The sequence below is a fragment of the Noviherbaspirillum humi genome (assembly GCF_900188095.1).
Lineage (GTDB): Bacteria > Pseudomonadota > Gammaproteobacteria > Burkholderiales > Burkholderiaceae_D > Noviherbaspirillum > Noviherbaspirillum humi.
In genome coordinates this window covers 117,671-140,498 of record NZ_FZOT01000006.1, presented here as the reverse complement: position 1 = coordinate 140,498, position 22,828 = coordinate 117,671, and the positions used below count along the sequence as shown (strand labels likewise).

24 protein-coding genes are annotated in these 22,828 nt (G+C 62.1%); 4 read left to right on the top strand and 20 right to left on the bottom strand.

Features of this window, described 5'->3' with window-relative positions; all coding sequences use genetic code 11:
* Window positions 1-57: 57 nt before the first annotated feature.
* Window positions 58-1,518: an IMP dehydrogenase gene (gene guaB / locus CHB88_RS11700; RefSeq protein WP_089399506.1), complete on the bottom strand. Its 1,461-nt coding sequence runs from the start codon at window positions 1,516-1,518 to the stop codon at window positions 58-60.
* Between the two features lie 70 nt (window positions 1,519-1,588).
* On the opposite strand from guaB, the gene CHB88_RS11695 reads away from it, so the two are divergent.
* A complete protein-coding gene (locus CHB88_RS11695) occupies window positions 1,589-2,224 on the top strand; it encodes a DUF4124 domain-containing protein (protein ID WP_245844926.1) in 636 nt (211 codons plus the stop codon).
* Between the two features lie 42 nt (window positions 2,225-2,266).
* On the opposite strand, the gene CHB88_RS11690 is transcribed toward CHB88_RS11695, so the two are convergent.
* On the bottom strand, window positions 2,267-2,566 hold the full coding sequence (locus tag CHB88_RS11690) for an RnfH family protein (RefSeq protein WP_089399504.1): 300 nt from the start codon (window positions 2,564-2,566) through the stop codon (window positions 2,267-2,269).
* Window positions 2,550-2,990: a type II toxin-antitoxin system RatA family toxin gene (locus CHB88_RS11685; RefSeq protein WP_089399503.1), complete on the bottom strand. Its 441-nt coding sequence runs from the start codon at window positions 2,988-2,990 to the stop codon at window positions 2,550-2,552. The genes CHB88_RS11690 and CHB88_RS11685 overlap by 17 nt, the downstream gene beginning before the upstream one ends.
* A 68-nt stretch (window positions 2,991-3,058) precedes the next feature.
* On the opposite strand from CHB88_RS11685, the gene smpB reads away from it, so the two are divergent.
* Window positions 3,059-3,508: an SsrA-binding protein SmpB gene (smpB, locus tag CHB88_RS11680; RefSeq protein ID WP_089399502.1), complete on the top strand. Its 450-nt coding sequence runs from the start codon at window positions 3,059-3,061 to the stop codon at window positions 3,506-3,508.
* Window positions 3,509-3,629: 121 nt separating this feature from the next.
* Here smpB and CHB88_RS11675 read toward each other — a convergent pair whose 3' ends face one another.
* The 3 genes from CHB88_RS11675 to ppsA all read right to left on the bottom strand — a co-directional run bounded on the left by CHB88_RS11675 (window position 3,630) and on the right by ppsA (window position 7,704).
* Window positions 3,630-4,556 (bottom strand): SPFH domain-containing protein, encoded by a 927-nt coding sequence (locus tag CHB88_RS11675; protein WP_089399501.1) that lies wholly within the window; start codon window positions 4,554-4,556, stop codon window positions 3,630-3,632.
* Window positions 4,557-4,572: 16 nt separating this feature from the next.
* Entirely contained in the window at window positions 4,573-5,001 is a 429-nt protein-coding gene (locus tag CHB88_RS11670; RefSeq protein WP_089399500.1) for an NfeD family protein, read from the bottom strand.
* Between the two features lie 276 nt (window positions 5,002-5,277).
* Entirely contained in the window at window positions 5,278-7,704 is a 2,427-nt protein-coding gene (ppsA, locus tag CHB88_RS11665) for a phosphoenolpyruvate synthase (RefSeq protein ID WP_089399499.1), read from the bottom strand.
* Between the two features lie 289 nt (window positions 7,705-7,993).
* Between ppsA and ppsR the strand changes: the two genes are divergently transcribed.
* Both ppsR and CHB88_RS11655 read left to right on the top strand, forming a co-directional pair.
* On the top strand, window positions 7,994-8,842 hold the full coding sequence (ppsR, locus tag CHB88_RS11660; RefSeq protein ID WP_089399498.1) for a posphoenolpyruvate synthetase regulatory kinase/phosphorylase PpsR: 849 nt from the start codon (window positions 7,994-7,996) through the stop codon (window positions 8,840-8,842).
* 177 nt (window positions 8,843-9,019) lie between these two features.
* Complete coding sequence (locus CHB88_RS11655; protein ID WP_089399497.1) at window positions 9,020-9,376, top strand: hypothetical protein; 357 nt, start codon at window positions 9,020-9,022, stop codon at window positions 9,374-9,376.
* Here the strand turns inward: CHB88_RS11655 and CHB88_RS11650 are convergent.
* The 14 genes from CHB88_RS11650 to pyrH all read right to left on the bottom strand — a co-directional run bounded on the left by CHB88_RS11650 (window position 9,373) and on the right by pyrH (window position 22,715).
* Window positions 9,373-10,164, bottom strand: coding sequence for a TrmH family RNA methyltransferase (locus CHB88_RS11650; protein WP_089399496.1), 792 nt, complete (start codon window positions 10,162-10,164; stop codon window positions 9,373-9,375). The genes CHB88_RS11655 and CHB88_RS11650 overlap by 4 nt on opposite strands.
* On the bottom strand, window positions 10,161-10,808 hold the full coding sequence (rnhB, locus tag CHB88_RS11645; protein WP_089399495.1) for a ribonuclease HII: 648 nt from the start codon (window positions 10,806-10,808) through the stop codon (window positions 10,161-10,163). Before rnhB ends, CHB88_RS11650 begins: the two co-directional genes overlap by 4 nt.
* Window positions 10,805-11,932, bottom strand: a complete 1,128-nt coding sequence (gene lpxB / locus CHB88_RS11640) for a lipid-A-disaccharide synthase (protein WP_089399591.1) — start codon at window positions 11,930-11,932, stop codon at window positions 10,805-10,807. Before lpxB ends, rnhB begins: the two co-directional genes overlap by 4 nt.
* A 13-nt stretch (window positions 11,933-11,945) precedes the next feature.
* On the bottom strand, window positions 11,946-12,734 hold the full coding sequence (gene lpxA, locus CHB88_RS11635; protein ID WP_089399494.1) for an acyl-ACP--UDP-N-acetylglucosamine O-acyltransferase: 789 nt from the start codon (window positions 12,732-12,734) through the stop codon (window positions 11,946-11,948).
* On the bottom strand, window positions 12,734-13,204 hold the full coding sequence (gene fabZ, locus CHB88_RS11630; RefSeq protein WP_089399493.1) for a 3-hydroxyacyl-ACP dehydratase FabZ: 471 nt from the start codon (window positions 13,202-13,204) through the stop codon (window positions 12,734-12,736). Before fabZ ends, lpxA begins: the two co-directional genes overlap by 1 nt.
* Complete coding sequence (lpxD, locus tag CHB88_RS11625; protein WP_089399492.1) at window positions 13,185-14,252, bottom strand: UDP-3-O-(3-hydroxymyristoyl)glucosamine N-acyltransferase; 1,068 nt, start codon at window positions 14,250-14,252, stop codon at window positions 13,185-13,187. The genes fabZ and lpxD overlap by 20 nt, the downstream gene beginning before the upstream one ends.
* Window positions 14,253-14,265: 13 nt before the next feature.
* Complete coding sequence (locus CHB88_RS11620; protein WP_176442431.1) at window positions 14,266-14,760, bottom strand: OmpH/Skp family outer membrane protein; 495 nt, start codon at window positions 14,758-14,760, stop codon at window positions 14,266-14,268.
* 71 nt (window positions 14,761-14,831) lie between these two features.
* Window positions 14,832-17,171, bottom strand: coding sequence for an outer membrane protein assembly factor BamA (gene bamA / locus CHB88_RS11615; protein WP_089399490.1), 2,340 nt, complete (start codon window positions 17,169-17,171; stop codon window positions 14,832-14,834).
* Between the two features lie 64 nt (window positions 17,172-17,235).
* A complete protein-coding gene (gene rseP / locus CHB88_RS11610; protein ID WP_089399489.1) occupies window positions 17,236-18,600 on the bottom strand; it encodes an RIP metalloprotease RseP in 1,365 nt (454 codons plus the stop codon).
* Window positions 18,601-18,613: 13 nt separating this feature from the next.
* Window positions 18,614-19,783, bottom strand: coding sequence for a 1-deoxy-D-xylulose-5-phosphate reductoisomerase (ispC, locus tag CHB88_RS11605; RefSeq protein ID WP_089399488.1), 1,170 nt, complete (start codon window positions 19,781-19,783; stop codon window positions 18,614-18,616).
* A gap of 12 nt (window positions 19,784-19,795) precedes the next feature.
* Window positions 19,796-20,614 (bottom strand): phosphatidate cytidylyltransferase, encoded by an 819-nt coding sequence (locus CHB88_RS11600; protein WP_089399487.1) that lies wholly within the window; start codon window positions 20,612-20,614, stop codon window positions 19,796-19,798.
* Window positions 20,614-21,372 (bottom strand): polyprenyl diphosphate synthase, encoded by a 759-nt coding sequence (gene uppS, locus CHB88_RS11595; protein ID WP_089399486.1) that lies wholly within the window; start codon window positions 21,370-21,372, stop codon window positions 20,614-20,616. Before uppS ends, CHB88_RS11600 begins: the two co-directional genes overlap by 1 nt.
* A gap of 31 nt (window positions 21,373-21,403) precedes the next feature.
* A complete protein-coding gene (frr, locus tag CHB88_RS11590) occupies window positions 21,404-21,964 on the bottom strand; it encodes a ribosome recycling factor (protein WP_089399485.1) in 561 nt (186 codons plus the stop codon).
* A gap of 34 nt (window positions 21,965-21,998) precedes the next feature.
* On the bottom strand, window positions 21,999-22,715 hold the full coding sequence (gene pyrH, locus CHB88_RS11585; RefSeq protein ID WP_089399484.1) for a UMP kinase: 717 nt from the start codon (window positions 22,713-22,715) through the stop codon (window positions 21,999-22,001).
* Window positions 22,716-22,828: the final 113 nt, after the last annotated feature.

The following is a 22,828-nucleotide window of genomic DNA, read 5'->3' as shown; positions in this document are numbered from 1 at the left end:
GCAAATGCCCGATTGGCCACGAGAACCAATCGGGCACGCGAGACGCGGCGGGAACGCTTAGTCGGCGCGGTAGTTCGGCGCTTCCTTGGTGATCTGCACGTCGTGCACGTGCGATTCGCGCATGCCGGCCGACGTGATCTCGACGAACTCCGCCTTCTCGCGCAGTTCATCGATGGTGGCGCAGCCGCAGTAGCCCATGGAGGAGCGGACGCCGCCCACCAGCTGGTAGATGATGGCCAGCACGCTGCCCTTGTAGGGGACCCGGCCTTCGATGCCTTCCGGCACCAGCTTGTCGGCATTGTTGGCCGCATCCTGGAAGTAGCGGTCGGCGGAGCCTTCCGACATCGCGCCCAGGCTGCCCATGCCGCGGTAGGACTTGTAGCTGCGGCCCTGGAACAGGATCACTTCGCCCGGCGCTTCCTCGGTGCCGGCGAACATGGAACCCATCATCACGCTCGATGCGCCGGCGGCGAGCGCCTTGGAAATATCGCCGGAAAAGCGGATGCCGCCGTCGGCGATGCAGGGAACGCCGGTGCCCTTTAGGGCTTCGGAAACGTTGGAGATGGCCGTGATCTGAGGCACGCCGACGCCGGCGACGATGCGGGTAGTGCAGATGGAGCCGGGGCCGATGCCGACCTTGACGCCGTCCGCGCCATGCTCCAGCAAGGCCCTGGCGGCCGCCGCCGTGGCGATGTTGCCGCCGATGACTTCCACCTGAGGATAGTTTTTCTTCACCCACTTCACGCGCTCCAGCACACCCCTGGAGTGGCCGTGCGCGGTATCGACCACGACGACGTCGACGCCGGCCTTTACCAGCAGGTCGATGCGCTCATCGTTGTCGGGGCCGACGCCGACCGCCGCGCCGACGCGCAGCTTGCCATGCTCGTCCTTCGAGGCGTTCGGATGCTCGGTGGATTTTTGAATGTCCTTCACCGTGATCAGGCCGCGCAGCTCGAAGTCGTCGTTGACCACGATGACGCGCTCCAGGCGGTGCTTGTTCATCAGGCGCTTGGCGTCGTTCAGCTCGGCGCCGTCCTTGACGACGACCAGCTTCTCACGCGGCGTCATCTTCACGCGCACTTCCGCATCCAGCTCTTCCTCGAAGCGCAGGTCGCGATTGGTGATGATGCCAACCACGGTGCGTCCTTCCACCACCGGGAAGCCGCTGATGCCGTGCTGCTGGGAAAGCGCGATGACGTCGCGCACCTTCATCGTCGGCGGAATCGTGATCGGATCGCGCACCACGCCCGACTCGAATCGCTTGACCTTCGCCACTTCCCGCGCCTGGTCCTTTGGCGTGAGGTTCTTGTGGACAATGCCGATGCCGCCTTCTTGTGCCATGGCGATCGCCAGCCGGGCCTCGGTCACGGTGTCCATTGCCGCCGACAGCAGCGGAATGTTCAGCGTGATGTTGCGGGTCAGGCGGGTCTTGAGGGAGGTGTCCTTGGGGAGGATGTCCGAATGTGCCGGCACGAGCAGCACGTCATCGAATGTGAGTGCTTTTTGAAGAAGACGCATAGCAATTCCTATTGGCGCAAAAGCGAATTATACAGAAAAGGCTAGTTGCTCGTGGTTTTCACGCGGAAATTTGGCAATATGGCTGGTTTTGACAGCGTCTTTCGTTGACAGGGGCGACGAAGCATGGCGAAATCGTTTCGTTCCTCATGGGCAATTTTTTATGAAAAATCTTCTGCAGAAAATCGCGCTTTCAGGCACCGCCCTGCTCGCGCTCAGCGCTTCCCTTTCCGCGTCAGCGCAATACGCCTGGACCGACGAACGCGGGGTGCGTCAGTATTCCGACCGTCCGCCCCCGCCCGATGTGTCGGCTTCGCGCATCCACAAGGCGCCGGGCGGCGCGAAACAGCACGAGACACGGACGGGCGTCGAAACGGCAAGTGCGGATGCTGTCAAGCCGGGTACCGACGCTGCAGCCGAGGGTGCAGACAAGAAAAAGCAGCCACAGACCATCGCCGAGCGCAATGCCGAATTCCAGAAGCGGCGCATCGAGGCAGCGGAGCAGGAAAAGAAACGGAGCGAGCAGGAAGCGGATGCCGCCAGCCGCGCCCGCAATTGCGAGCGCATTCGCGGCTATCAGAAAACCTTGGAGGCTGGAGGCCGGGTGGCCAGGCTGGACAAGAACGGCGAAAGGAATTACCTCAGCGAGGAACAGGTGCAGCAGGAGCTGCGTGAAACCCGCGACATGGCAGCACGCTGCGCCAACTAGCGGCTGTCGAATCGTCCCTGGCGCCAAGCCGCCGACGACGCCTCATTTCTCCGCATGCCGCTTGGCGGCACGCTGCCGTCGCGACTCCTTGGGGTCGGCCAGCAGCGGGCGGTATATCTCTACCCTATCCCGGTCCCGCAGCACCGCATCAAGCGTCTTGAGCTTGCCGAAGACGCCGACCCTCGCACTTTCCAGGTCGATTTCCGGATGTGCACCCAGAACACCGCTGGCGATGATGGCCTGCTGCAGGGTGCCCGCCTCCGGCAGGCGGAGTTCCTTCAGGAAGACGCCATCCGGCCGGGCGTAGCAAACCTCGACGGTGATCTCAGGCGGATTTGCCATAGACCGCGTCCGCACGCTTGCAGAAGGAATCGACAAAGCTGTTGGCGATCATGTTGAAGACCGGACCAATGATGCCTTCGAGGAGCCGGCTGGAAAATTCATAGTGGAGATTGAACTCGATCTTGCAGGCGTCTTCGCGCAGCGGCTTGAAGTTCCAGGTGCCGTCCAGGTGCTTGAACGGCCCCTCCAGCAAGCGCATCTTCATCTGCGTCGGTGGCGTGTTGGTGTTCTCGGTGGTGAAGCTTTGCTTGATGCCGTGATAGTTGATCGCCAGCGTGGCCACCAGGCGGTTCGCTTCCCGGGTCTTTACATCGACGCCGCCGCACCAAGGCAGGAACTTGGGATAATCCTCGACCCGATCGACCAGCGTGAACATCTGCTCTGCGCTGTATCCCAGGAGAACTGTCTTGTGCACCACCGCCATCGAAGAGACACCGTTTGTTAAAATGTGAACCCCGCATTCTAACCGACCCGGAATTCTTCATATAGCTCATGAGCATAGTCGACAATAAAAAGGCCTTCTTCGATTACTTCATCGAGGAGCGCTTCGAAGCAGGCATGGTGCTCGAGGGCTGGGAGGTGAAATCGGTTCGCGCCGGACGGGTGCAACTTAAAGAGGCTTACGTCATCGTGCGCAAGGGCGAAGTGTTCCTGTTCGGCGCCCATATCAGCCCCCTGCCGACGGCTTCCACCCATATTCATCCGGATCCGGTGCGCACCCGCAAGCTGCTACTTAATGGCGACGAAATCAGCAAGCTGATCGGCAAGGTGGAACGCGCCGGCTATACCCTGGTGCCGCTCAACCTCCACTACACCAAAGGGCGGATCAAGTGCGAGATCGGCCTTGCCAAGGGCAAGAAGCAGCATGACAAGCGCGAGACCGAGAAGCAGCGCGACTGGCAGCGCGAGAAGCAATCCATCATGAAGCAGAACCGCCGTTAAGGCGGTGTTCCGCGCGGACGACCGGTCCGTTTGATTGAGATGCCATATCCTTCCGAAGGCCGGATGGTCCCGGCCGTCATTCGGAAGTCGACAGCGGCGAGCAAACGCTGCGCTTGCCGGCTTAGCCTGGCCGCTGGCTTTTCACGACCTGCATGGCGCCGGCGATCAAGCCGCTGATGTCGCTCAGATTGGCCGGCACGATGATGGAATTGTTGGTCCGGGCGAGTTGAGCAAACGCATTCACATACTGTTCCGCCACCTTCAGATTGACCGCATCGCTGCCGCCCGGCTCCCGGATGGCGGCGCCTGTCTTGCGCAGCGCCTCGGCGCTCGCATCGGCGATGGCCACGATGGCAGCCGCCTGGCCCTGGGCGCGGTTGATGGCGGCCTGCTTCTCGCCTTCGGATCGTGCGATGGAGGCTTCCCGCTCGCCGCTGGCGATATTGATTTGCTCCTGGCGGCGGCCTTCGGAAGCGGCGATCAGCGCCCGCTTCTCCCGTTCGGCGGTGATCTGCGCCTGCATCGCGTGCAGGATTTCCTTCGGCGGCGTCAAGTCCTTGATCTCGTAGCGCAGCACCTTTACGCCCCAGTTGGTGGCGGATTCGTCGATGGCGGCGACGATGGTCTTGTTGATGTGGTCGCGTTCTTCGAAGGTGCGGTCCAGTTCCATCCGGCCGATTACCGATCTAAGCGTGGTCTGGGCCAGTTGGGTGATGGCGGCAATATAGTTGGAAGAGCCATAGGAGGCGCGCATCGCGTCGGTCACCTGGAAATACAAAATGCCGTCCACCTGCAGCTGGGTGTTGTCCTTGGTGATGCATATCTGGCTCGGCACGTCGAGCGGGATCTCCTTCAACGAATGTTTGTAGGCGACGCGGTCAATGAAGGGCAGCACGAAATTAAGCCCTGGCGACAGCGTGCCGTGATAGCGGCCGAGACGTTCGACCACCCATGCATGCTGCTGCGGCACCACCGCGAACGACTTCACCACGAAGGCGACCGCAATGATGAAGATGACGAGGCTGACGCTTCCGAAGTTCAGTTCCATTGCAGCTCCTTTCCGATTATTCGACGACCAGACGGTTACCCTTGACTTCGCAGATAGTGAAGGAGCCATCGCGCGGCGCGACGCCATGCCGCAATTCCACATCCCACATGGCGCCGCGGTACATGGCGCGGGCGGTATGCAGGCCGCCCTCCACCTGCCATTGATGGACGGTGAGCGGCTGCCCGATGTCGAGGTTGACGTCGCGATTGCGGCTGGCCTCCATGCGGCGTTGATGGCCGAATCGGCTTCGCCGCAAGGCGTAGGTGGCCATCACGCCGACCACGGCGGCGATGCCGAATTGAATGTTGGGAGAAAGGCCCGCAAAGGCTGCGATGCCGCCCGCAGCGGCAGCCAACCCGATCATCAGCAGGTAGAAGGTGCCTGTGAAAAGTTCGAAGAGGATCAGGGTGCCTGCCATGATGATCCAGACCATCCATGCATCCATAACGCCTCCCATGCGGGCCGTGTATCGGACCAGCTGCCCGGAAAAGAAAAAACCCCTGCTACCGGAGGCAGCAGGGGTTCAATAAGCAAAATTTACTGCTGTTTTTGTTTATTGTCGGGTGCTTACAAGCTGCCCTGAAGTCTAAGTGAAAAATTTCTCTTGATCAATGCGTATCGTGTGGCTTGTGTCTCATTACAACACCGCTTATAGCGCTTCACGCTTCCATTCGGATGACATCCGGCGCTGCAGCCGAATGTCATCAAACGTCAAGCAGATTTACTGGGCCGAAGCGAGCTTCTGCCAGGTATCGATCACCGTGTCGGGATTCAGGGAGATCGAACCGATGCCCTCCTTCATCAGCCACTCGGCGAAGTCGGGATGGTCGGACGGCCCCTGGCCGCAGATGCCGACGTACTTGCCCTTGCCGACGCAAGCCTTGATGGCGCGCGACAGCAGTGCCCTCACCGCCTCGTCGCGCTCATCGAAGTCTGCCGCCAGGAGCTCCATGCCGGAGTCGCGATCCAGTCCGAGCGTTAGCTGGGTCAGGTCGTTCGAGCCGATCGAGAAACCGTCGAAGTAATCGAGGAACTGCTCGGCCAAGATGGCGTTGGACGGCACTTCGCACATCATGATCAGGCGCAGGCCGTTCTCGCCGCGCTTGAGGCCGTATTTCGCCAGCAGCTCGACCACCTTCTTCGCCTGGCCCAGGGTGCGGACGAACGGCACCATGATTTCGACGTTGGTGAGGCCCATCTCGTCGCGCACGCGCTTCATCGCGCGGCACTCCATTTCAAAGGACTCGGCGAAGTCCGGCGCCAGGTAGCGCGCGGCGCCGCGGAAGCCGAGCATCGGATTTTCTTCGTCCGGCTCATAGCGGGAACCGCCGATCAGCTTCTTGTACTCGTTGGACTTGAAGTCGGACAGGCGAACGATCACCGGCTTGGGCCAGAAGGCGGCGCCGATGGTGGCAACGCCTTCAGCCAGCTTGTCGACGTAGAAAGCGCGCGGCGAGGCATGGCCGCGGGCCACCGACTCGACCGCCTTCTTCAGGTCCGGATCGATGTTCGGGTACTCCAGGATGGCCTTGGGATGCACCCCGATGTTGTTGTTGATGATGAACTCGAGGCGGGCCAGCCCGACGCCGCCATTCGGGATCGACTGGAAGTCGAAGGCGAGCTGCGGATTGCCGACGTTCATCATGATCTTCAGCGGCAGCTTCGGCAGTTCGCCGCTGGCCACTTCGGTCACTTCGGTTTCGAGCAGGCCGTCGTAGATCTTGCCTTCGTCGCCCTCGGCGCAGGAGACCGTCACCAGGGTGCCGTCCTTCAGCATGTCGGTGGCGTTGCCGCAGCCGACCACCGCCGGCACGCCGAGTTCGCGCGCGATGATCGCCGCGTGGCAGGTGCGGCCGCCGCGGTTGGTGACGATGGCGGCGGCGCGCTTCATCACCGGCTCCCAGTTGGGGTCGGTCATGTCGGCCACCAGCACGTCGCCGGGCTGCACGCGCTCCATTTCGGCCGGATCGCGGATCACCCGCACCGGGCCGGCGCCGATCTTCTGGCCGATCGCGCGGCCGGAGGCCAGCACATTGCCGCTGCCCTTCAGGCGGAAACGCTGCTGGGCGTCGGTGCCCTTCTGCTGCGACTTTACCGTTTCCGGACGCGCCTGCAGTATGTAGAGCTGGCCGTCACGGCCATCCTTGCCCCACTCGATGTCCATCGGGCGCGCATAGTGCTTTTCGATGATCATCGCGTAGCGGGCGAGTTCGACGATTTCCTGGTCGTTGAGCGAATAGCGATTGCGCAGTTCGATGGGCACGTCGACGGTCTTGACCGAGCGTCCGGCTTTCGCTTCGCCGGTGAATTCCATCTTGATCAGCTTGGAACCGATGTTGCGGCGGATGATGGGCAGCTTGCCCTGCTCCAGCATCGGCTTGTGAACGTAGAACTCGTCCGGGTTGACTGCGCCCTGCACCACCGTCTCGCCGAGGCCGTAGCTGGAGGTGATGAAGACCACGTCCTGGAAGCCCGATTCGGTGTCGAGCGTGAACATGACGCCGGCGGCGCCGATGTCGGAGCGCACCATGCGCTGCACGCCGGCCGACAGCGCCACTTCGCTGTGGGTGAAGCCCTTGTGCACGCGGTAGGAGATAGCGCGGTCGTTGTAGAGCGAAGCGAACACGTGTTTGATGGCTTCCAACACGTTGTCGATGCCGACCACGTTGAGGAAGGTTTCCTGCTGGCCGGCGAAGGAAGCGTCCGGCAGGTCTTCGGCGGTTGCGGAGGAGCGGACGGCGAAGGACATTTCAGCGGCGGAGCCGGCCACAAGGTGATCGTAGAACTGGCGGATCTCCTCTTCCAGGCGCGGCTGGAACGGCGTTTCGACGATCCATTTGCGGATTTCGGCGCCGGCTTCGGCGAGGGCGCGCACGTCATCCACGTTGAGCGACTCCAGGCGCTCGTGGATGCGCTGGGCCAGCGTGGCATGGCCCGGAGGCGCATATTCAAGGAAATCGCGGAAGGCCTTGGCGGTGGTGGCGAAGCCGCCCGGCACGCGCACCCCGGCGCCGGCGAGCTGGCTGATCATTTCGCCGAGGGACGCATTCTTGCCGCCTACCAGCTCCACATCCGTCATGCGCAGTTTTTCGAAGGACGCGACGTACGTCGTGCCGTCGAATCCTGCATTGATTACTTCGTTGGACATAACTACCCCTGGTTTGATGATGAGAAATCTGTCGCGGACAAGGACGCCGTCGGTGCTATGCTTCCGGCAGGCGAATCGGAGTCGACTCAAGCCATTTTTAACGAATCGCGCCGCGCGAGCTTGCATGAGCTCAAACCGATGATGGCATCGGCCACGAGCGCCGGCGACTCCGGGAAGGCGGGTCCAGGCAGCATCTTGTCTGGTAATCTGTTGCCAAGCATTTTACAGTGCGCAAAATGGCTTTGCGCTGAACATCCGTGAATTTCTTGCATTATATTTAATCCACATTATGCCAGACCTATCCCTGCATTCTTTTCCCGTGGCTCAACGCACCGTCTTCTTCGTCTCGGACGGCACTGGCATAACTGCGGAAACCTTCGGCCACTCCTTGCTGAGCCAATTCGAACTGCGTTTCAAGCAGATCCGGATGCCCTTCATCGACACCGTGGAAAAAGCGCACGACGCGGTGATGGAGATCAACGAAGCCTGCCGCAAGGATGGCAATCGCCCGATCGTGTTCTCCACCCTGGTCAAGAGCGAGCTGTCGCAGATCATCCGCCAGGCCGACGGCCTGCACATGGACCTGATCCAGACCTTCGTCGAACCGCTGGAACAGGAACTAGGCGTGAAGTCGACCCATACCATCGGCCGAAGCCACAACATCGCTGATTCCGAGGATTACAAGAACCGAATCGAGGCGATCAATTTCTCTCTGGCCCATGACGATGGCCAGTCGCACCAGAATCTGGAAGCGGCAGATGTCATCCTGGTCGGCGTATCCCGCTCCGGCAAGACGCCGACCAGCCTGTATCTCGCAATGCAGTACGGCATCAAGGCCGCCAACTATCCGCTGATTCCGGAGGATTTCGAGCGCGGCAAGCTGCCCAGCGGCCTGCTGCCCTTCCGCCGCAAGATCTTCGGCCTGTCCATCGCGCCTGACCGGCTGGCGGAAGTTCGCAACGAGCGCCGCCCCGGCAGCAAATACGCCGCCATCGAGAATTGCCGCTATGAGGTGAACGAGGCGGAGAAGATGATGCGCCGCGAAGGCATCCGCTGGCTGTCCTCGACTACAAAGTCGATTGAAGAAATTGCAGCCATGATCCTCCAGGAAATCCGGTTGAACTCGCGCATCAGCTGACAAAGTCGCATTCCCGCAGGCTCATGACTGCTTGATCATCCTGTACTGATCACAAGTCCGCCCCGCTCATGCAGATGCAGCATGCGGTGGCAAAAATTTTGCTACAACCTTACAGAATTCTTACGCCGAGAATTCTTTCACCGACATGGTGTCAGAAGGCAATTCTGGAGTGTTGACATGGACTTGTTGTGGATCGAGCTGATTTTATGGGCAGCCATGCTGGTGCTGCTGTGGGCAATGAAGGATGGCTTGGGAAGGATAGAATCCGAGATACAGGCTTCCGGCCCTGCTGGCAGAAACCTGCGAAGTAATTGGGCGGAAGCGCCTGCTTTCGTTCAGGCGACGGATCTGGAGGAGCAGATCGGCATTCTGGGTGACGCGCCGATCTACCGATACGCGGTGATCAATGGCGAGTGTTACCAGTTCGACCATGTGCTCCCCGCCCGCCCAAGCGCCGTCCTGCGTGCCGATCAGCGTTGCATCGCGCCGGGTTTGGTATACGTCCGGTACGAGCGGCAGCCGGTTTCCGCCTAGGCTTTTTGCAATAATTGCCGGCTCTGCTCGAAAAAGCAGACCGCAGCGCTGGCAGCCACGTTGAGCGATTCGATGTCGCCTGCCTGAGGGATTGCCACCTTCATGGTGGCCAGTTCCAGCAAGCCTGGCGAAACTCCCTGGCCTTCATTGCCGAACAGCCAAGCCACCGGCTGAGCAAGGTCGGCGTCGTAAATAGACGCATCCGCATGGGAACTGGTGGCTAGAACAGGCACCTTGGCCTCCCGTACCATCTCTCGCAAATCGAGGTTTTCGTGGATGTGCAGCAGGAAGTGCGCCCCCATCGCGGAGCGCAGCACCTTGGGCGACCAGGCGAACACCGTCCCCTTTCCGCAGCAGACGCGACGAATACCCGCTGCCGCAGCGCTTCTCAGGATGGAGCCTAGGTTGCCCGGATCCTGCAGGTTATCCAGTAGCACCGTGCTTTCGTTCAGCACGCCCGGCGCGGTCTCGCGCGGTGTATCGATCACGAAGATCAGGCCAATGCCGTTTTCCACTTGGCTGAGGGCGCCAAACAGCGCATCCGGCAGGGTCACGCAGCGGGCGTTGGTCGCTTCGCATTCGGCGATCAAGGGCGCCGCTTCCGGATGAGCGAGCGTGCTTTCGCTCGCCACCGCCACCACCGGCTTGCCCGCGTTGCGAAGGTACACCTCGCATAAATGGATGCCTTCGAGCAGCGTGCGTCCGGCGCGGCGGCGGGCCTGCGAGCTGGCGGCGAGCTGCTTCAACTCCTTGTAGAGCGGATTGTCGCGCGAGGTGATCTGCTTCATGGGGTGATGGTGTGAATCGGTTCGAATGCCCCTCCGGCCGCCTCGAGCGCGGCTCGCACCGGTGCGTAAGAGCGCCGATGCGCCGGCGACACGCCGTGAAGGCGCAGCCGCTCCAGGTGCAGCGCGGTGGGATAGCCCTTGTGCTGGTCAAAGCCGTAATGCGGATAGGCGGTATGCAACTGCTTCAGCACCGCGTCGCGTGCGGTCTTGGCCAGGATGGATGCCGCTGAAATGGCGGGCACCAGATCGTCCCCCTTGACGATGGCTTCGGCCCGAACCGACATCACGGGACAGCGGTTGCCGTCGATCAGCGCCAGGGTCGGCTGCAGGCGCAGTCCTTCGACCGCCCGGCGCATGGCCAGCATGCTGGCATGCAGGATGTTGAGTTCGTCGATTTCGCTTTCCGTTGCATGGGCGATGGCCCAGGCCAGGGCCCGCTCCTTGATCAGCCCGGCCAGCGAATCCCGCTTGGCCTCGCTCAGCTTCTTCGAGTCCCGCAACCCTTCTATCGGCCGGCTCGGATCGAGGATCACCGCGGCGGCGAACACCGGACCGGCCAGCGGACCGCGCCCGGCTTCGTCCACGCCGCAGACGGTTTCCTGCGACAGGTCGGCGAAGATTAGCGGGGACTGGTTCCGGCTCATGTTCTTCCTATCAGCTTCAGGACCGCCTCGGCGCTGGCGCGGGCGGTGTCCCGCAACAGGCTTTGATGCATCTCGGTGAAGCGTTGTTGCAGCGTGCGGCGCAGATTTTCATCCGTCAGCTGCGTCCAGACGGCATGGGCCAGGCGTTGCGGCGTGGCGGCGTCCTGCAACAGTTCCGGAACCAGGAATTCCCGGGCAAGTATATTCGGCAGGCCGACCCAGGGCTGGTAGCCCATGTGGCGCAGCACCGCCCAGGATGCCCGCATCATCTTGTAGCCGATGACCATCGGCTTCTTGAACAGCGCCACCTCCAGCGTCGCCGTGCCTGACGCCACCAGCACCGCGTCGGCGGCGGCGATAGCCGTATGGGAATTGCCGTCGATGATCTGGATGCGGACATCCTTCAAGCCGGCCTCATTCAGCAGCGATTCGAAATAGGCACGCTGGCGGCTGCCTGCCATCGCAATGATGACATGCAGATCCGGCTCGCGCTGCAAAAGCAGCTGCGCCGCCTGAACGAAGGCAACGCTGTTGTACTTCAACTCCGACATGCGGCTGCCCGGCATCACCGTCAGGATTTTGGCCTCGGCGGAAAGGCCGAGCGATTGCCGCGCCGCCGCCACGTCCGGCGCCATCGGAATCACCTCGGCCAGCGGATAGCCGACATAGGTCACCGGAATGCCTGCTTGGCGATAGATATCTTCCTCGAAGGGAAACACCACCAGCATGTGGGAAACGGCTTTCGCAATCTTCTTGATGCGGCCGCCGCGCCAAGCCCAGATCGAGGGGCTGATGAAGTGCATGGTCGGAATGCCGGCCGGACGCAGTTGCGCTTCGAGTCCGAAGTTGAAGTCCGGCGCATCCACGCCGATAAACGCAGCGGGACGGTCGGCCAGCAGGCGGTCGCGCAGGCTGTTCTGGATGCCCTTGATTTCCCGGTAATGGGCGAGTACCTCGAACAGGCCGCGCACAGACAGCTTTTCCATCGGCCACAAGCTGTTGAACCCGTACTGCGCCATGCGCGCGCCGCCGATGCCATAGAACTCGGCTTCCGGCAGCCGTGGACGCAGCCCGGAGAGCAGACGGCTGGCCAGCAGGTCGCCTGACGATTCGCCGGCAACCATGGCGATCTTCAGGTCAGCGGACGATGCCACGAGTGGTGGTTTCCAGGAATTCCCGCATCAGCTTCAAGCTGTCTGCGCCGTCAGCGACCTTGCCCTCCTCCGCTGCCAGCGCCTGCTTCGCCTCTTCCAGCGTCAGGCCGGATTTGTAGATCAGCTTGTAGGCATTGCGGATCGTCCCGATGTGCTCGCGGCTGAAGCCGCGGCGCTTCAAGCCCTCGGTATTCACGCCGTGGGCCGCCGCCGGATTGCCGTTCAGGATGACGAAGGGAGGAACGTCCTGGGTCAGGCTGGTGCTCATGCCGAGCATGGCGTGCGGGCCGATCTTGCAGAACTGATGCACGTTGGAGAAGCCGCCGAGGATAACCCAGTCACCGACTTCCACATGGCCCGCCAGCTGCGCGTTGTTGGCGAAGATGGTGTGGTTGCCGACCTGGCAGTCGTGCGCCAGATGGACATAGGCCATGATCCAATTGTCGTTGCCGAGGCGAGTCACGCCGACGTCCTGCACCGTGCCGACGTTGAACGTGCAAAATTCGCGAACCAGGTTGCGATCGCCGATTTCCAGCCGGGTTGGTTCCCCGGCGTACTTCTTGTCCTGCGGTGCGCCGCCGATGGACGAGAACTGGAAAAATCGGTTGTCGCAGCCGATGGTAGTATGGCCGTCGATCACCACGTGCGGGCCGATCACCGTGCGGGCGCCGATGACCACGTTCGGGCCGATCACCGAATAGGCGCCGATCTCGACCGACGCATCGATCTGGGCCTTCGGATCGACAATCGCCGTCGGGTGAATCTTCGTCATTACTGCCCCGCCGGCTGGCTTGCGTCGTGTGCGCTGCGCATGGTGCACATCAGCTCGGCTTCCACGGCCAGCTGGCCGTCCACCGTTGCCTGCGCCTTGTATTTCCAGATGCCGCGCGCGGTGCGCAGGATTTCCACCTCCATGCGCAGCTGGTCGCCCGGTTCAACCGGGCGCTTGAAGCGGGCGCCGTCGATACCGACGAAATACACCACGCTGCTGTCGTCCGGCTTGGTGCCCATGGTGAGGAAGGACAGCAGCGCAGCAGTCTGGGCGAGCGCTTCGATCATCAGCACACCCGGCATCACCGGCTTGTGCGGAAAATGGCCGTTGAAGAATTCTTCATTCACGGTGACGTTCTTGATGGCGGTAATCGATTTGCCCGATTCCCAGTCGAGGACGCGGTCGACCAGCAGCAAGGGATAGCGATGCGGCAGGTACTGTTTGATTTGGTTAATGTCCAGGCTCTTCATTCTTGCTTTCGGTCAGCTGTTTGATGGTTTTTTCAAGTTCGCGGAGCTTTTCCCGCATGCCGGCGAGGTTGCGCACGATGACGGCGGACTTTTCCCAGTCGCTGTTCTTGGCCAGCGGATAGAAGCCGGTGTAGTGGCCCGATTCATGGATGGAGCGCGACACCATGCTGCCGGAGGAAATATGCACGTTGTCGGCGATGGTCAGGTGGCCGAGTACCATGGCGGCGCCGCCGAAGGTGCAGTACTTGCCGATGATGGCGCTGCCGGCCACGCCGACGCAGCCGGCCATGGCAGTATGGGCGCCGATGCGGCAGTTATGGCCGATTTGGATCTGGTTGTCGAGCTTGACGCCTTCCTCGATCACGGTGTCCGCCAGCGCGCCGCGATCGACGGTGGTGTTGGCGCCGATCTCCACGTCGTCGGCAATCACCACCCTGCCCGTCTGCGGAATTTTGACCCACTGACGGTTTTCCTGGGCGAAGCCGAAGCCGTCGGCACCGATAACTGCGCCGGAGTGGATGATGCCGCGCTCGCCGATGATGCAACCGGCATGAAAGCTGACATTGGCGTTCAAGCGAGTATGGGCGCCAACGCGGGCATCGCGCCCCACGAAGCAGTTGGCGCCGATGACGGCACCTTCGCCGATGACCGCGCCAGCCTCGATGGTGGCATGGGGACCGACGCTGGCGCCGGGTGCGACGGTGGCCGCCGGATCCACCCAGGCCGACGGATGAATGCCTAGCGTGGGAGGAATGGCGTTCAGGTCGGCAAAGAATTGCGCCGCGCGGGCGAAATAAACGTAGGGATTGTCGGTGACGATGCGGGCGCCGCGAAACTGGGCGCCGATGGCGGCATCGTCCGCGGGCGACAGGATCAGCGCGGCGGCGCCAGATTCCGCCGCCTTGGCGCGCAGCTTAGGGTTGGAGAGGAAGGTGACCTCCGACGCGCCGGCGCTGTCGATGGGCGCGATGCCGGTGACTTCGACCTCCGCATCGCCGCCAAGCTGGCCTCCCAAGCGTTCGACCAATTTTCCCAGCCGAGTGCTCATGATGGCCTTGGACTTACTTGTTCAGCGCTTTGAGCACTTTGTCGGTGATGTCTATGCGCGGACTGGCGTAGACGGCTTCCTGGAACACGATGTCGTACTTTTCGGTTTCCGCGATCTGCTTGATCACCTTGTTGGTCCGCTCCAGCACGATCGCCAGTTCCTCGTTGCGGCGTTGATTCAGGTCTTCGCGGAACTCGCGCTGCTTGCGCTGGAAATCCTTGTCGAGCTCGGCCAGTTCGCGCTGGCGCTTGGCGCGATCCGACTCGGAGAGAACGGCGGCGTCCTTGTCCAGCTTGTCGGACATGGATTTGATGCGGGCTGCCATGTCCTGCAGCTCCTTGTCGCGGCGAGAGAATTCCTGCTCGATCTTGGTCTGAGCGGTCTTGGCGGGCGCAGCTTCGCGGAAGATCCGCTCGGTGCTGACGAAACCGATCTTGGATTCCTGAGCCTGCACGCCGCCCGACGCGAGCATAAGCGTACCCAGCGCGAGCGCGCTGCTGCAGGCCATCAGGGATTTCGATAGGGACTTCAAAGTCGTTCTCCGCAATACATACAAAAGAGGGATTATGCCACTACCGGTCAAAAGCCTGTTCCCAGCTGGAACTGGAAGCGCTGCGTCCGGTCGCCCGTCTTGGCGTTGAGCGGGCTGCCGACGCTCAGCTTGAGCGGGCCGATAGGCGATACCCAGCTGATGCCGAGGCCTGCGCCGTAGCGCAGGGCCGATGTCTCGAGTTTCTGGCCTTCGGCGAAGACATTGCCGCCGTCCAGGAAGGTAAACCAGCGCAGGGTACGGTCGTTGCCCGAGCCGGGGAACGGGAACTGCAATTCGGCATTGAAGATGAGACGGGTGCTGCCGCCGAGCGGGTCGCCATTGGCGGCGCGCGGGCCGAGCGAGGAACCCTCAAAGCCGCGCACCGAGCCGATGCCGCCAGCGTAGAAGTTCTTGAAGATCGGGTAAGGCCGGCCGCCGAGGCCCTTGCCGTAGTCGAACTCGCCGTTGAGCGCCAGGGTAACGGTGCGGCCGATCGGCAGGAAGTACTGGTGCTGGTAGATGGCGCGGTAGTACTTCAGGTCGCTGAATGGCGCCACCTCCAGGTTGGCGCGCTGATAGCGGCCGCGGGTCGGCACCAGCGCGCTGTCGCGACTGTCGCGCTGCCAGGCGGTGGTGAGCGGGAAGCTGGTGGTGGTCGCGGTGCTGCCGTCGCCGAACTGGGCGACGTAGCGGCGGTAAAGCTCGGGACTGTCGTTGTAGCCGGGCACGCCGAAATAGGTTTCCACCTGGGTGCGCTCCACGCCGACGCCGAAGAACACGGTATCGACTTCGGAGAACGGCACGCCGAACTTCACATTGCCGCCGGTGGTTCGAACCACATAATCGCCGGTGTTGACGATAGGCGGACGCGAGGTACGCAGGAACAGTTCGAAGCTGCGGCTGATGCCGTCGTCGGTGAAGTACGGGTTTACCTGGCTGAAGGCGATGGTACGGTTGCGGCGGCTGGTGTTGACATCGACGCCGACCGTGTTGCCGCTGCCGAAGGCATTGGCCTGCTGAATGGAGCCGGTCAGGGTCACCTTCTCGCTGCTGGAGAAGCCGGCACCGAGCAGGATATTGCCTGTCGGCTTTTCCGCCACCGTCATGTTGACGTCGACCTGGTCGGTGGTGCCGGTAACTTCGGGCGTGTCGATCGACACTTCCTTGAAATAGCCGAGGCGGTCGACGCGGTCGCGCGACAGGCGGATCTTCTCGCCGTCGTACCAAGAATCCTCGAACTGCCGGAATTCTCGGCGGATCACTTCATCTCGGGTCTTGGTATTGCCGCCGATATTGATGCGGCGGACATAGACGCGCTTGCCAGGGTCGACCAGCACGGTGAAGCCGACCTCGCGCTTCTCCCGGTTGATCTCCGGGTTGGCGTTGACGTTGGCGAAGGCGTAGCCGAAGTTGCCCATGCGCTCGGTAATCTTCTTGACGCTATCGGCCAGCTTCTCGCCGGAATACACGTCACCCGGCTTCAACTGAAGCAGCGAACGCAACTCGGCTTCGCGGCCGAACATTTCGCCTTCGAGCTTCACGTCGCCGACGGTGAATTTCTCGCCCTCGTTGATGTTGATGGTGATGTAGATGTCTTTTTTGTCGGGCGTGATCGACACTTGGGTCGATTCCACCTGCATCTCGAGATAGCCTCGGTTCAGGTAGAAGGAGCGCAGCGCCTCGATGTCGCCAGTGAGCTTCTGCTTCGAATACTGGTCGGCCTTGGTGTACCAGGTGAACCAGCCCGGCGTGCGCAGGTTGAGCACGCCGCGCAGATCCGAATCGCTGAAGGCTTTGTTGCCGACGATGTTGATCTGACGGATGCGGGCGACATCGCCCTCGTCCACCGCAAAATTCACGTTCACCCGGTTGCGCTCGATCGGCGTCACGGTCGTCGTCACCTGCACGCCATACAGGCCGCGCGACAGATACTGCCGCTTGAGCTCCTGCTCGGCGCGGTCCACCAGCGCGCGGTCGAAGATGCGCGATTCGCCCAGGCCGATTTCCTTCAGCGACTTGACCAACTGGTCCTTGTCGAATTCCTTCACGCCGGAAAAGTCGACTGCGGCGATGGCCGGGCGCTCTTCCACCATCACCACCAGCACGTCGCCTTCCACCTCGATGCGCACATCCTTGAAGAAGCCGGTCGCATACAGCGCCTTGATGGCGGCCGCGCCCTTTTCATCGGTGTAAGTCTCGCCGACGCGAACGGGAAGATAACTGAAAACGGTTCCGGCTTCGGTGCGCTGGATGCCTTCTACCCGAATGTCCTTGACGGTGAAGGGATCAACGGCGAGTGCCTGGCCGGCGCAGGCGGCGAAGACGGCGATGGCGATGAGGCGGCGGGGGAAGGATGTCGGGAAAAAACGCTGGGAATGTAATTTCATTGATCGAATTATTGTCTATATCCTTGTCGGACGCGGACAAGGACCGCCGGGCCGCCAAGGACCATTACGATACCAGCCGTAATATGTCGTTGAAGACCGCGACAGCCATCAGCATCATCAATATGCCCACGCCCGCGCGCTGCGCGATCTCGCCGACCCGTTCGGGAATGGCGCGCCCAGTCAAAACTTCCAGCGCATAATACAGTAAAAGCCCCCCATCCAACACCGGGATTGGAAGCAGATTCATAACACCGAGGCTGATGCTGATGAATGCGATGAAGGTCAGGTAGCTGACCATGCCGATGCGGGCTGTCTGGCCAGCGTAATCGGCGATGGTGATGGGTCCGGTGATGTTCTTCCACGAGACCTCGCCGATTAGCATTTTACCAAGCATGCGCAGCGACAGCACGCTCGTGTCCCAGGTTCTCTGCACCGCCTTGCCCAGCGCCGCCAATGGCGCCTGACTGACGTTGATCATTTCCGGCGCCAGCGGAACCTCCGCCTTGATGCGGCCGAACACCCGCTCGCTCTTGAGCACCGCTTCCGGCATCAGGCTGAGCGGCACTTCTCTGCCCTGGCGCTCGACCACCACTTCCATGGTTTTGCCCGGCGAGGAGCGCACCAGTTCAACGAAAGCCAGGCCATCCATCATCGGCTTGCGGTCCACTTCGAGCACACGGTCCCCTTCCTGCAGGCCGGCCCGGGCAGCCGCGCCGTCGGGCAGCACCTTGCCGATTACCGCCTGCGGACGAGCGAGGTCGAGTCCCAGCTTCTGCAGGAACTCGCCTTCGAGTTCGGAGGCGGACAGTGAAGACAGGCTGAGCACAAGCTGTTCATGCACCGGTTCGCGCCGGTCGTCCACCCGGCGTTCCACCTCGAGGCGGGCCGGCGCATGGTCCACGGCGAGTTGCAGGATCTTCCAGCGCAGATCGGTCCAGCCCTGGATCGCTTCGCCATTGACCGCGGCAATCAGGTCGCCGCCGCGAAGCCCGGCGGCATGGGCAGCGGATTTTTCCGGCACGGCCCTTAGACGAGCGGCCGGCTCCGGAATGCCATGCATATAGAGGCCGGCGAAGACGGCAATGGCGAGAATGAAGTTGGCGAGCGGGCCGGCGGCCACGATGGCGATCCGCTTCCAGACCGACTGGCGGGTAAACTCCCGCGCCAAGTCCTGCGGCGGAATGCTGCGCACGTCCTGCTCCCGCGCGTCCAGCATCTTGACGTAACCGCCGAAGGGAAGCGCCGAAATCGCCCATTCGGTCTGGTCCGGACCCAAGCGGCGTGAAAACACGATCTTGCCCATGCCGACCGAGAACCGCAGCACTTTGACGCCGCACCAGCGCGCGACCCAGTAGTGCCCCAGCTCGTGCACGATGATCAGCACGCCCAGGCACACAGCAAAAGCGATCAGGGTTTGGATCAGCATCATGGCATTGCCCCTTTCAGGAAATCAGGGAAAGCGCAACACGGCGCGCGGTCCGGTCCTGCTCGAGCAGCGCGTCGATGGAGCCGACGTCAGGCGCGGGCAGCTTTTGCAGCACGCCTTCGATCACGGCCGGTATGGAATGGAACGCAAGCCTGCGCTCGAGAAAGGCTTCGACCGCGATTTCATTGGCGGCATTCAGTATAGCGGGCGCCGTACCCCCCGCCAACAAGGCGTCATAGGCCAGCCTGAGGCAGGGGAAGCGCGCCATGTCGGGCGCTTCGAAGTCCAGGCGGCCGATGCGTGCCAGGTCGAGCGGACCGACCCCCGATTCGATCCGTTCCGGAAAAGCCAGGGCATGGGCGATGGGCGTGCGCATGTCGGGATTGCCGAGTTGCGCCAGCACCGAGCCGTCGTCGTAGGACACCATCGAGTGGATCACGCTTTGCGGATGAATCACCACTTCGATGCGATCGGCCGGCGCACCGAACAGCCAATGGGCTTCGATGACTTCCAGCCCCTTGTTCATCATGGTGGCGGAATCCACCGAGATCTTCCGCCCCATTACCCAATTCGGATGCGCCACCGCCTCTTCCGGCGTGACGGATGCAAGGGTGTCGAGCGGTCGGGTACGGAAAGGGCCGCCGGAGGCGGTCAGCAGGATCTTGGAAACGCCATGGCCGTCGGGCCGTCGGCCATAGGTGTGCGGCAGGCACTGGAAGATCGCGTTGTGCTCGCTGTCGATGGGCAGCAGGATGGCGCCACTCTGCTCGACTGCGTCCATGAACAGCTGGCCGGACATCACCAGCGCCTCCTTGTTGGCAAGCAGGACGCGCTTGCCGGCGCGTGCCGCGGCCAGGCTTGGCGCCAGGCCTGCGGCGCCGACGATGGCGGCCATCACGGTGTCGCAGTCCCGGGCGCTGGCGACGGCGCAAAGCGCCTGCTCGCCATGCAGCACCTCGGTCCGGCTGCCCGCCTGCTGCAGCAGCGATTCCAGTTCCTTTGCTGCCTCGGCGCTTCCTACCACCGCAACCTGCGGCGTAAAGCGCAGGCACTGCTCTGCCAGCTTGCGGACCTGGGAATGCGCGGTGAGCGCGTAAACACGGAATCGGTCGGGGTGGCGCGCCACCACGTCGAGGGTCGATGCGCCGATGGAGCCGGTCGCACCCAGAATTGTGATTGTTTGCATCCCGCTAGGAAATCAGAGCCAAGAATCGAATAATACGGCAATCGGCAGTACGGGAATGAGGGCGTCGATCCGATCCAACACGCCCCCATGGCCCGGCAGGAGATTGCTGCTGTCCTTCATGCCGGCGCGTCGCTTGAGCTGGGATTCGAACAAATCGCCGACGATGCTGAAGGCGGTAAGCAGGATCATCACGCCGACGAGTCCGGCCCAGCCCCACTTGCGCTGCAGCGCCACGGAAAAAGTGTCGGAAAAAGCAGGATGGAGGACCGAGGCGCCACTCAGGACCAGTACCGCGACCAGCCCGCCGATGGCGCCTTCCCACGACTTTCCGGGAGAAATGGAGGGTGCCAGCTTGTGCCTACCGAATGCCTTGCCGGCGAAATAGGCGCCAATGTCGGCGACCCAGACAATGGCCATGACCGACAACAGATAGACCGCCGAATGCCGGAAAAGGACCACGATGGCCATGAAGCAGCCGAGCAGCGCCACGCCGTAGATCGCGTTGAGCAGCCGGTTGGGCAAGCCCTCGCGGGCGGGCAAGCCGGTCGCAAGCGACGGCGCAAGGCGGAGGATCCATATCGCGGCGCATACGCCAAACAGGAGCGTGCCGCCCTGCTGGCTGCCGGAAAACAGCAAGAATGCAAACGCCGCCGTCCATACGGCGGCCCCCAGGAGAGGCCGGACGCTGCCGAACAGGCGGAAACTCTCCCAGGCGGCTGCCATGAAGAACACGGCGGCCACCAGGGCGAAAAGCAGATAGTTACCTAACGATAATACTGAGACTAAAACGACGAGCAGGATGAGCGCGGTGATGATACGCGTCTTGAGCATTACGATGCTTTCTTCTGTTCGACGATCTGTTCGCTGGTGCGGCCGAAGCGGCGTTCGCGCTGCTGGTAGGAAAGAATGGCCTGATCCAGGGCGGTGGCGTCGAAGTCGGGCCAAAAGGTATCGGTGAAGTACAGCTCGGTATAAGCAAGCTGCCAAAGCAGGAAGTTGGAAATCCGCTCTTCGCCGCCAGTTCGAATGAACAGGTCCGGCTCGGGGGCGTAGGCCATGGCGAGATATGGCCCCAGCTCTTCCTCGGTGTAGGAAGCAGCGCCAGGCTTTTCCTGAACGAGCCGGTTGACCGCCTGCATGATGTCCCAGCGTCCGCCGTAATTGGCGCAGATCGTCAGCGTCAGGCCGGTATTGCCGGCAGTCCGGCGCTCAGCCGTGGCGATCATGCGCCGCAGCTTCTCATCGAAGCGACTGAGGTCCCCCACCACCCGCAGCCGGATGCCGTTGGCATGCATCTTGGAGACTTCGCGCTCCAGCGCCGTCATGAACAGGCGCATCAGCAGCGATACCTCTTCCGCCGGACGCCGCCAGTTTTCGGAACTGAAGGCGAACAGCGTCAGATATTCGATGCCGCGCTCGACGCAGGCTTCCACGATGTCGCGCACCGACTCGACGCCCTTGCCATGCCCGGCCACGCGCGGCAGGAAACGCTTGGTCGCCCAGCGGCCGTTGCCATCCATGATGATGGCGACATGCCGCGGCATGGCCGAGGCGCTGGGAATGGTCAGGGTAGAACTCGGATGGGTCATGTAAGCCCGCTTGTGAGGTTGAAAAGGCACGTCAGACGGTGAGGAGTTCTTTTTCCTTCTCCGCGATCAGCTTGTCGATCTCGGCGACATAGCGATCGGTCAGCTTCTGCACATCGTCCTGGGCGCGGCGCTCGTCATCCTCGGAGCACTCCTTGTCCTTGAGCATTTTCTTCAAGGCTTCGTTCGCGTCGCGGCGAATGTTGCGCACGGCGATCTTGGCATCCTCGCCCTCGCCCTTCACCAGCTTGACGAATTCGCGGCGGCGCTCTTCCGTCAGCGGCGGGGTCGGCACGCGGATGATGTCGCCCTGGGTGGACGGGTTCAGGCCGAGGTCCGACTCGCGGATCGCCTTTTCGATCACCGACACCATTTTCTTTTCCCAGGGCTGGACGCCGATGGTGCGGGCATCAATCAGAGTGACGTTCGCCACCTGGTTGATGTGGGTCGGAGTACCGTAATAGTCGACCTGGATGTGATCCAGGATGCCGGTATGGGCCCGACCAGTCCGGACCTTGGCCAGATCGGCCTTCAGGGTCTCGATCGACTTGCCCATTTTTTGATCGGCATTCTTTTTGACGTCACCAACTGCCATGTTTTCCTCTCTTCTTCAATTCGTCTCGGATGAATCAGACGTGTACCAGGGTGCCTTCGTCCTCGCCCATGATCAGGCGCTTGAAGGCCCCTGGCTTGACGATGGAGAACACCTTGATCGGGAGTTTCTGGTCGCGGCACAGCGCGAACGCGGTCGCATCCATGACCTGCAGATGCTTCGCAATGGCCTCATCGAAGGAAATGGTGGAGTAGCGCACGGCATTGCGTTCCTTGTTCGGATCGGCGCTGTAGACGCCGTCCACCTTCGTCGCCTTCAGCACGACTTCGGCGCCGATCTCTGCCCCGCGCAGCGCGGCGGCGGTATCGGTGGTGAAGAACGGGTTGCCGGTGCCGGCTGCGAACACCACGACCTTGCCCTCCTCCAGGTACTGCAGCGCCTTCGGCCGCACGTAGGGCTCCACCACCTGCTCGATGGCGATGGCGGACATGACCCGGGCGGTGATGCCGACCTGGCGCATGGCATCGGCCAACGCGAGGGAATTCATGACGGTAGCCAGCATTCCCATGTAGTCGGCGGTGGCCCGGTCCATCCCCTGGGCGCCGGGGGCGACGCCGCGGAAGATGTTGCCGCCGCCGATGACGATCGCCAGTTCGACGCCGAGATTGGCGACTTCGGCCACGTCGGCCACCATGCGTTCGATGGTCGAACGGTTGATGCCGTAGGCGTCTTCTCCCATCAGGGCTTCGCCGGAGAGTTTCAGAAGAACCCGCTTGTAAGCCGGTTTTGTCATGAGGCTGAAATCCTTAAAGTATCAAGACAGGAACATTCTATTCCAGCTTCATCGTCGCAGGCTTTCATACAGCCTGAAGATTAGATGAATTTGGACAGGAGCGGTGAGCTTTG

Coding starts and splice junctions, on each gene's coding strand:
- guaB (WP_089399506.1), bottom strand. CDS start 1,518: ATGCGTCTTCTTCAAAAAGCACTCACATTCGATGACGTGCTGCTCGTG.
- CHB88_RS11690 (WP_089399504.1), bottom strand. CDS start 2,566: ATGGCAAATCCGCCTGAGATCACCGTCGAGGTTTGCTACGCCCGGCCG.
- CHB88_RS11685 (WP_089399503.1), bottom strand. CDS start 2,990: ATGGCGGTGGTGCACAAGACAGTTCTCCTGGGATACAGCGCAGAGCAG.
- smpB (WP_089399502.1), top strand. CDS start 3,059: ATGAGCATAGTCGACAATAAAAAGGCCTTCTTCGATTACTTCATCGAG.
- CHB88_RS11675 (WP_089399501.1), bottom strand. CDS start 4,556: ATGGAACTGAACTTCGGAAGCGTCAGCCTCGTCATCTTCATCATTGCG.
- CHB88_RS11670 (WP_089399500.1), bottom strand. CDS start 5,001: ATGGATGCATGGATGGTCTGGATCATCATGGCAGGCACCCTGATCCTC.
- ppsA (WP_089399499.1), bottom strand. CDS start 7,704: ATGTCCAACGAAGTAATCAATGCAGGATTCGACGGCACGACGTACGTC.
- ppsR (WP_089399498.1), top strand. CDS start 7,994: ATGCCAGACCTATCCCTGCATTCTTTTCCCGTGGCTCAACGCACCGTC.
- CHB88_RS11655 (WP_089399497.1), top strand. CDS start 9,020: ATGGACTTGTTGTGGATCGAGCTGATTTTATGGGCAGCCATGCTGGTG.
- CHB88_RS11650 (WP_089399496.1), bottom strand. CDS start 10,164: ATGAAGCAGATCACCTCGCGCGACAATCCGCTCTACAAGGAGTTGAAG.
- rnhB (WP_089399495.1), bottom strand. CDS start 10,808: ATGAGCCGGAACCAGTCCCCGCTAATCTTCGCCGACCTGTCGCAGGAA.
- lpxB (WP_089399591.1), bottom strand. CDS start 11,932: ATGGTTGCCGGCGAATCGTCAGGCGACCTGCTGGCCAGCCGTCTGCTC.
- lpxA (WP_089399494.1), bottom strand. CDS start 12,734: ATGACGAAGATTCACCCGACGGCGATTGTCGATCCGAAGGCCCAGATC.
- fabZ (WP_089399493.1), bottom strand. CDS start 13,204: ATGAAGAGCCTGGACATTAACCAAATCAAACAGTACCTGCCGCATCGC.
- lpxD (WP_089399492.1), bottom strand. CDS start 14,252: ATGAGCACTCGGCTGGGAAAATTGGTCGAACGCTTGGGAGGCCAGCTT.
- CHB88_RS11620 (WP_176442431.1), bottom strand. CDS start 14,760: ATGGCCTGCAGCAGCGCGCTCGCGCTGGGTACGCTTATGCTCGCGTCG.
- bamA (WP_089399490.1), bottom strand. CDS start 17,171: ATGAAATTACATTCCCAGCGTTTTTTCCCGACATCCTTCCCCCGCCGC.
- rseP (WP_089399489.1), bottom strand. CDS start 18,600: ATGATGCTGATCCAAACCCTGATCGCTTTTGCTGTGTGCCTGGGCGTG.
- ispC (WP_089399488.1), bottom strand. CDS start 19,783: ATGCAAACAATCACAATTCTGGGTGCGACCGGCTCCATCGGCGCATCG.
- CHB88_RS11600 (WP_089399487.1), bottom strand. CDS start 20,614: ATGCTCAAGACGCGTATCATCACCGCGCTCATCCTGCTCGTCGTTTTA.
- uppS (WP_089399486.1), bottom strand. CDS start 21,372: ATGACCCATCCGAGTTCTACCCTGACCATTCCCAGCGCCTCGGCCATG.
- frr (WP_089399485.1), bottom strand. CDS start 21,964: ATGGCAGTTGGTGACGTCAAAAAGAATGCCGATCAAAAAATGGGCAAG.
- pyrH (WP_089399484.1), bottom strand. CDS start 22,715: ATGACAAAACCGGCTTACAAGCGGGTTCTTCTGAAACTCTCCGGCGAA.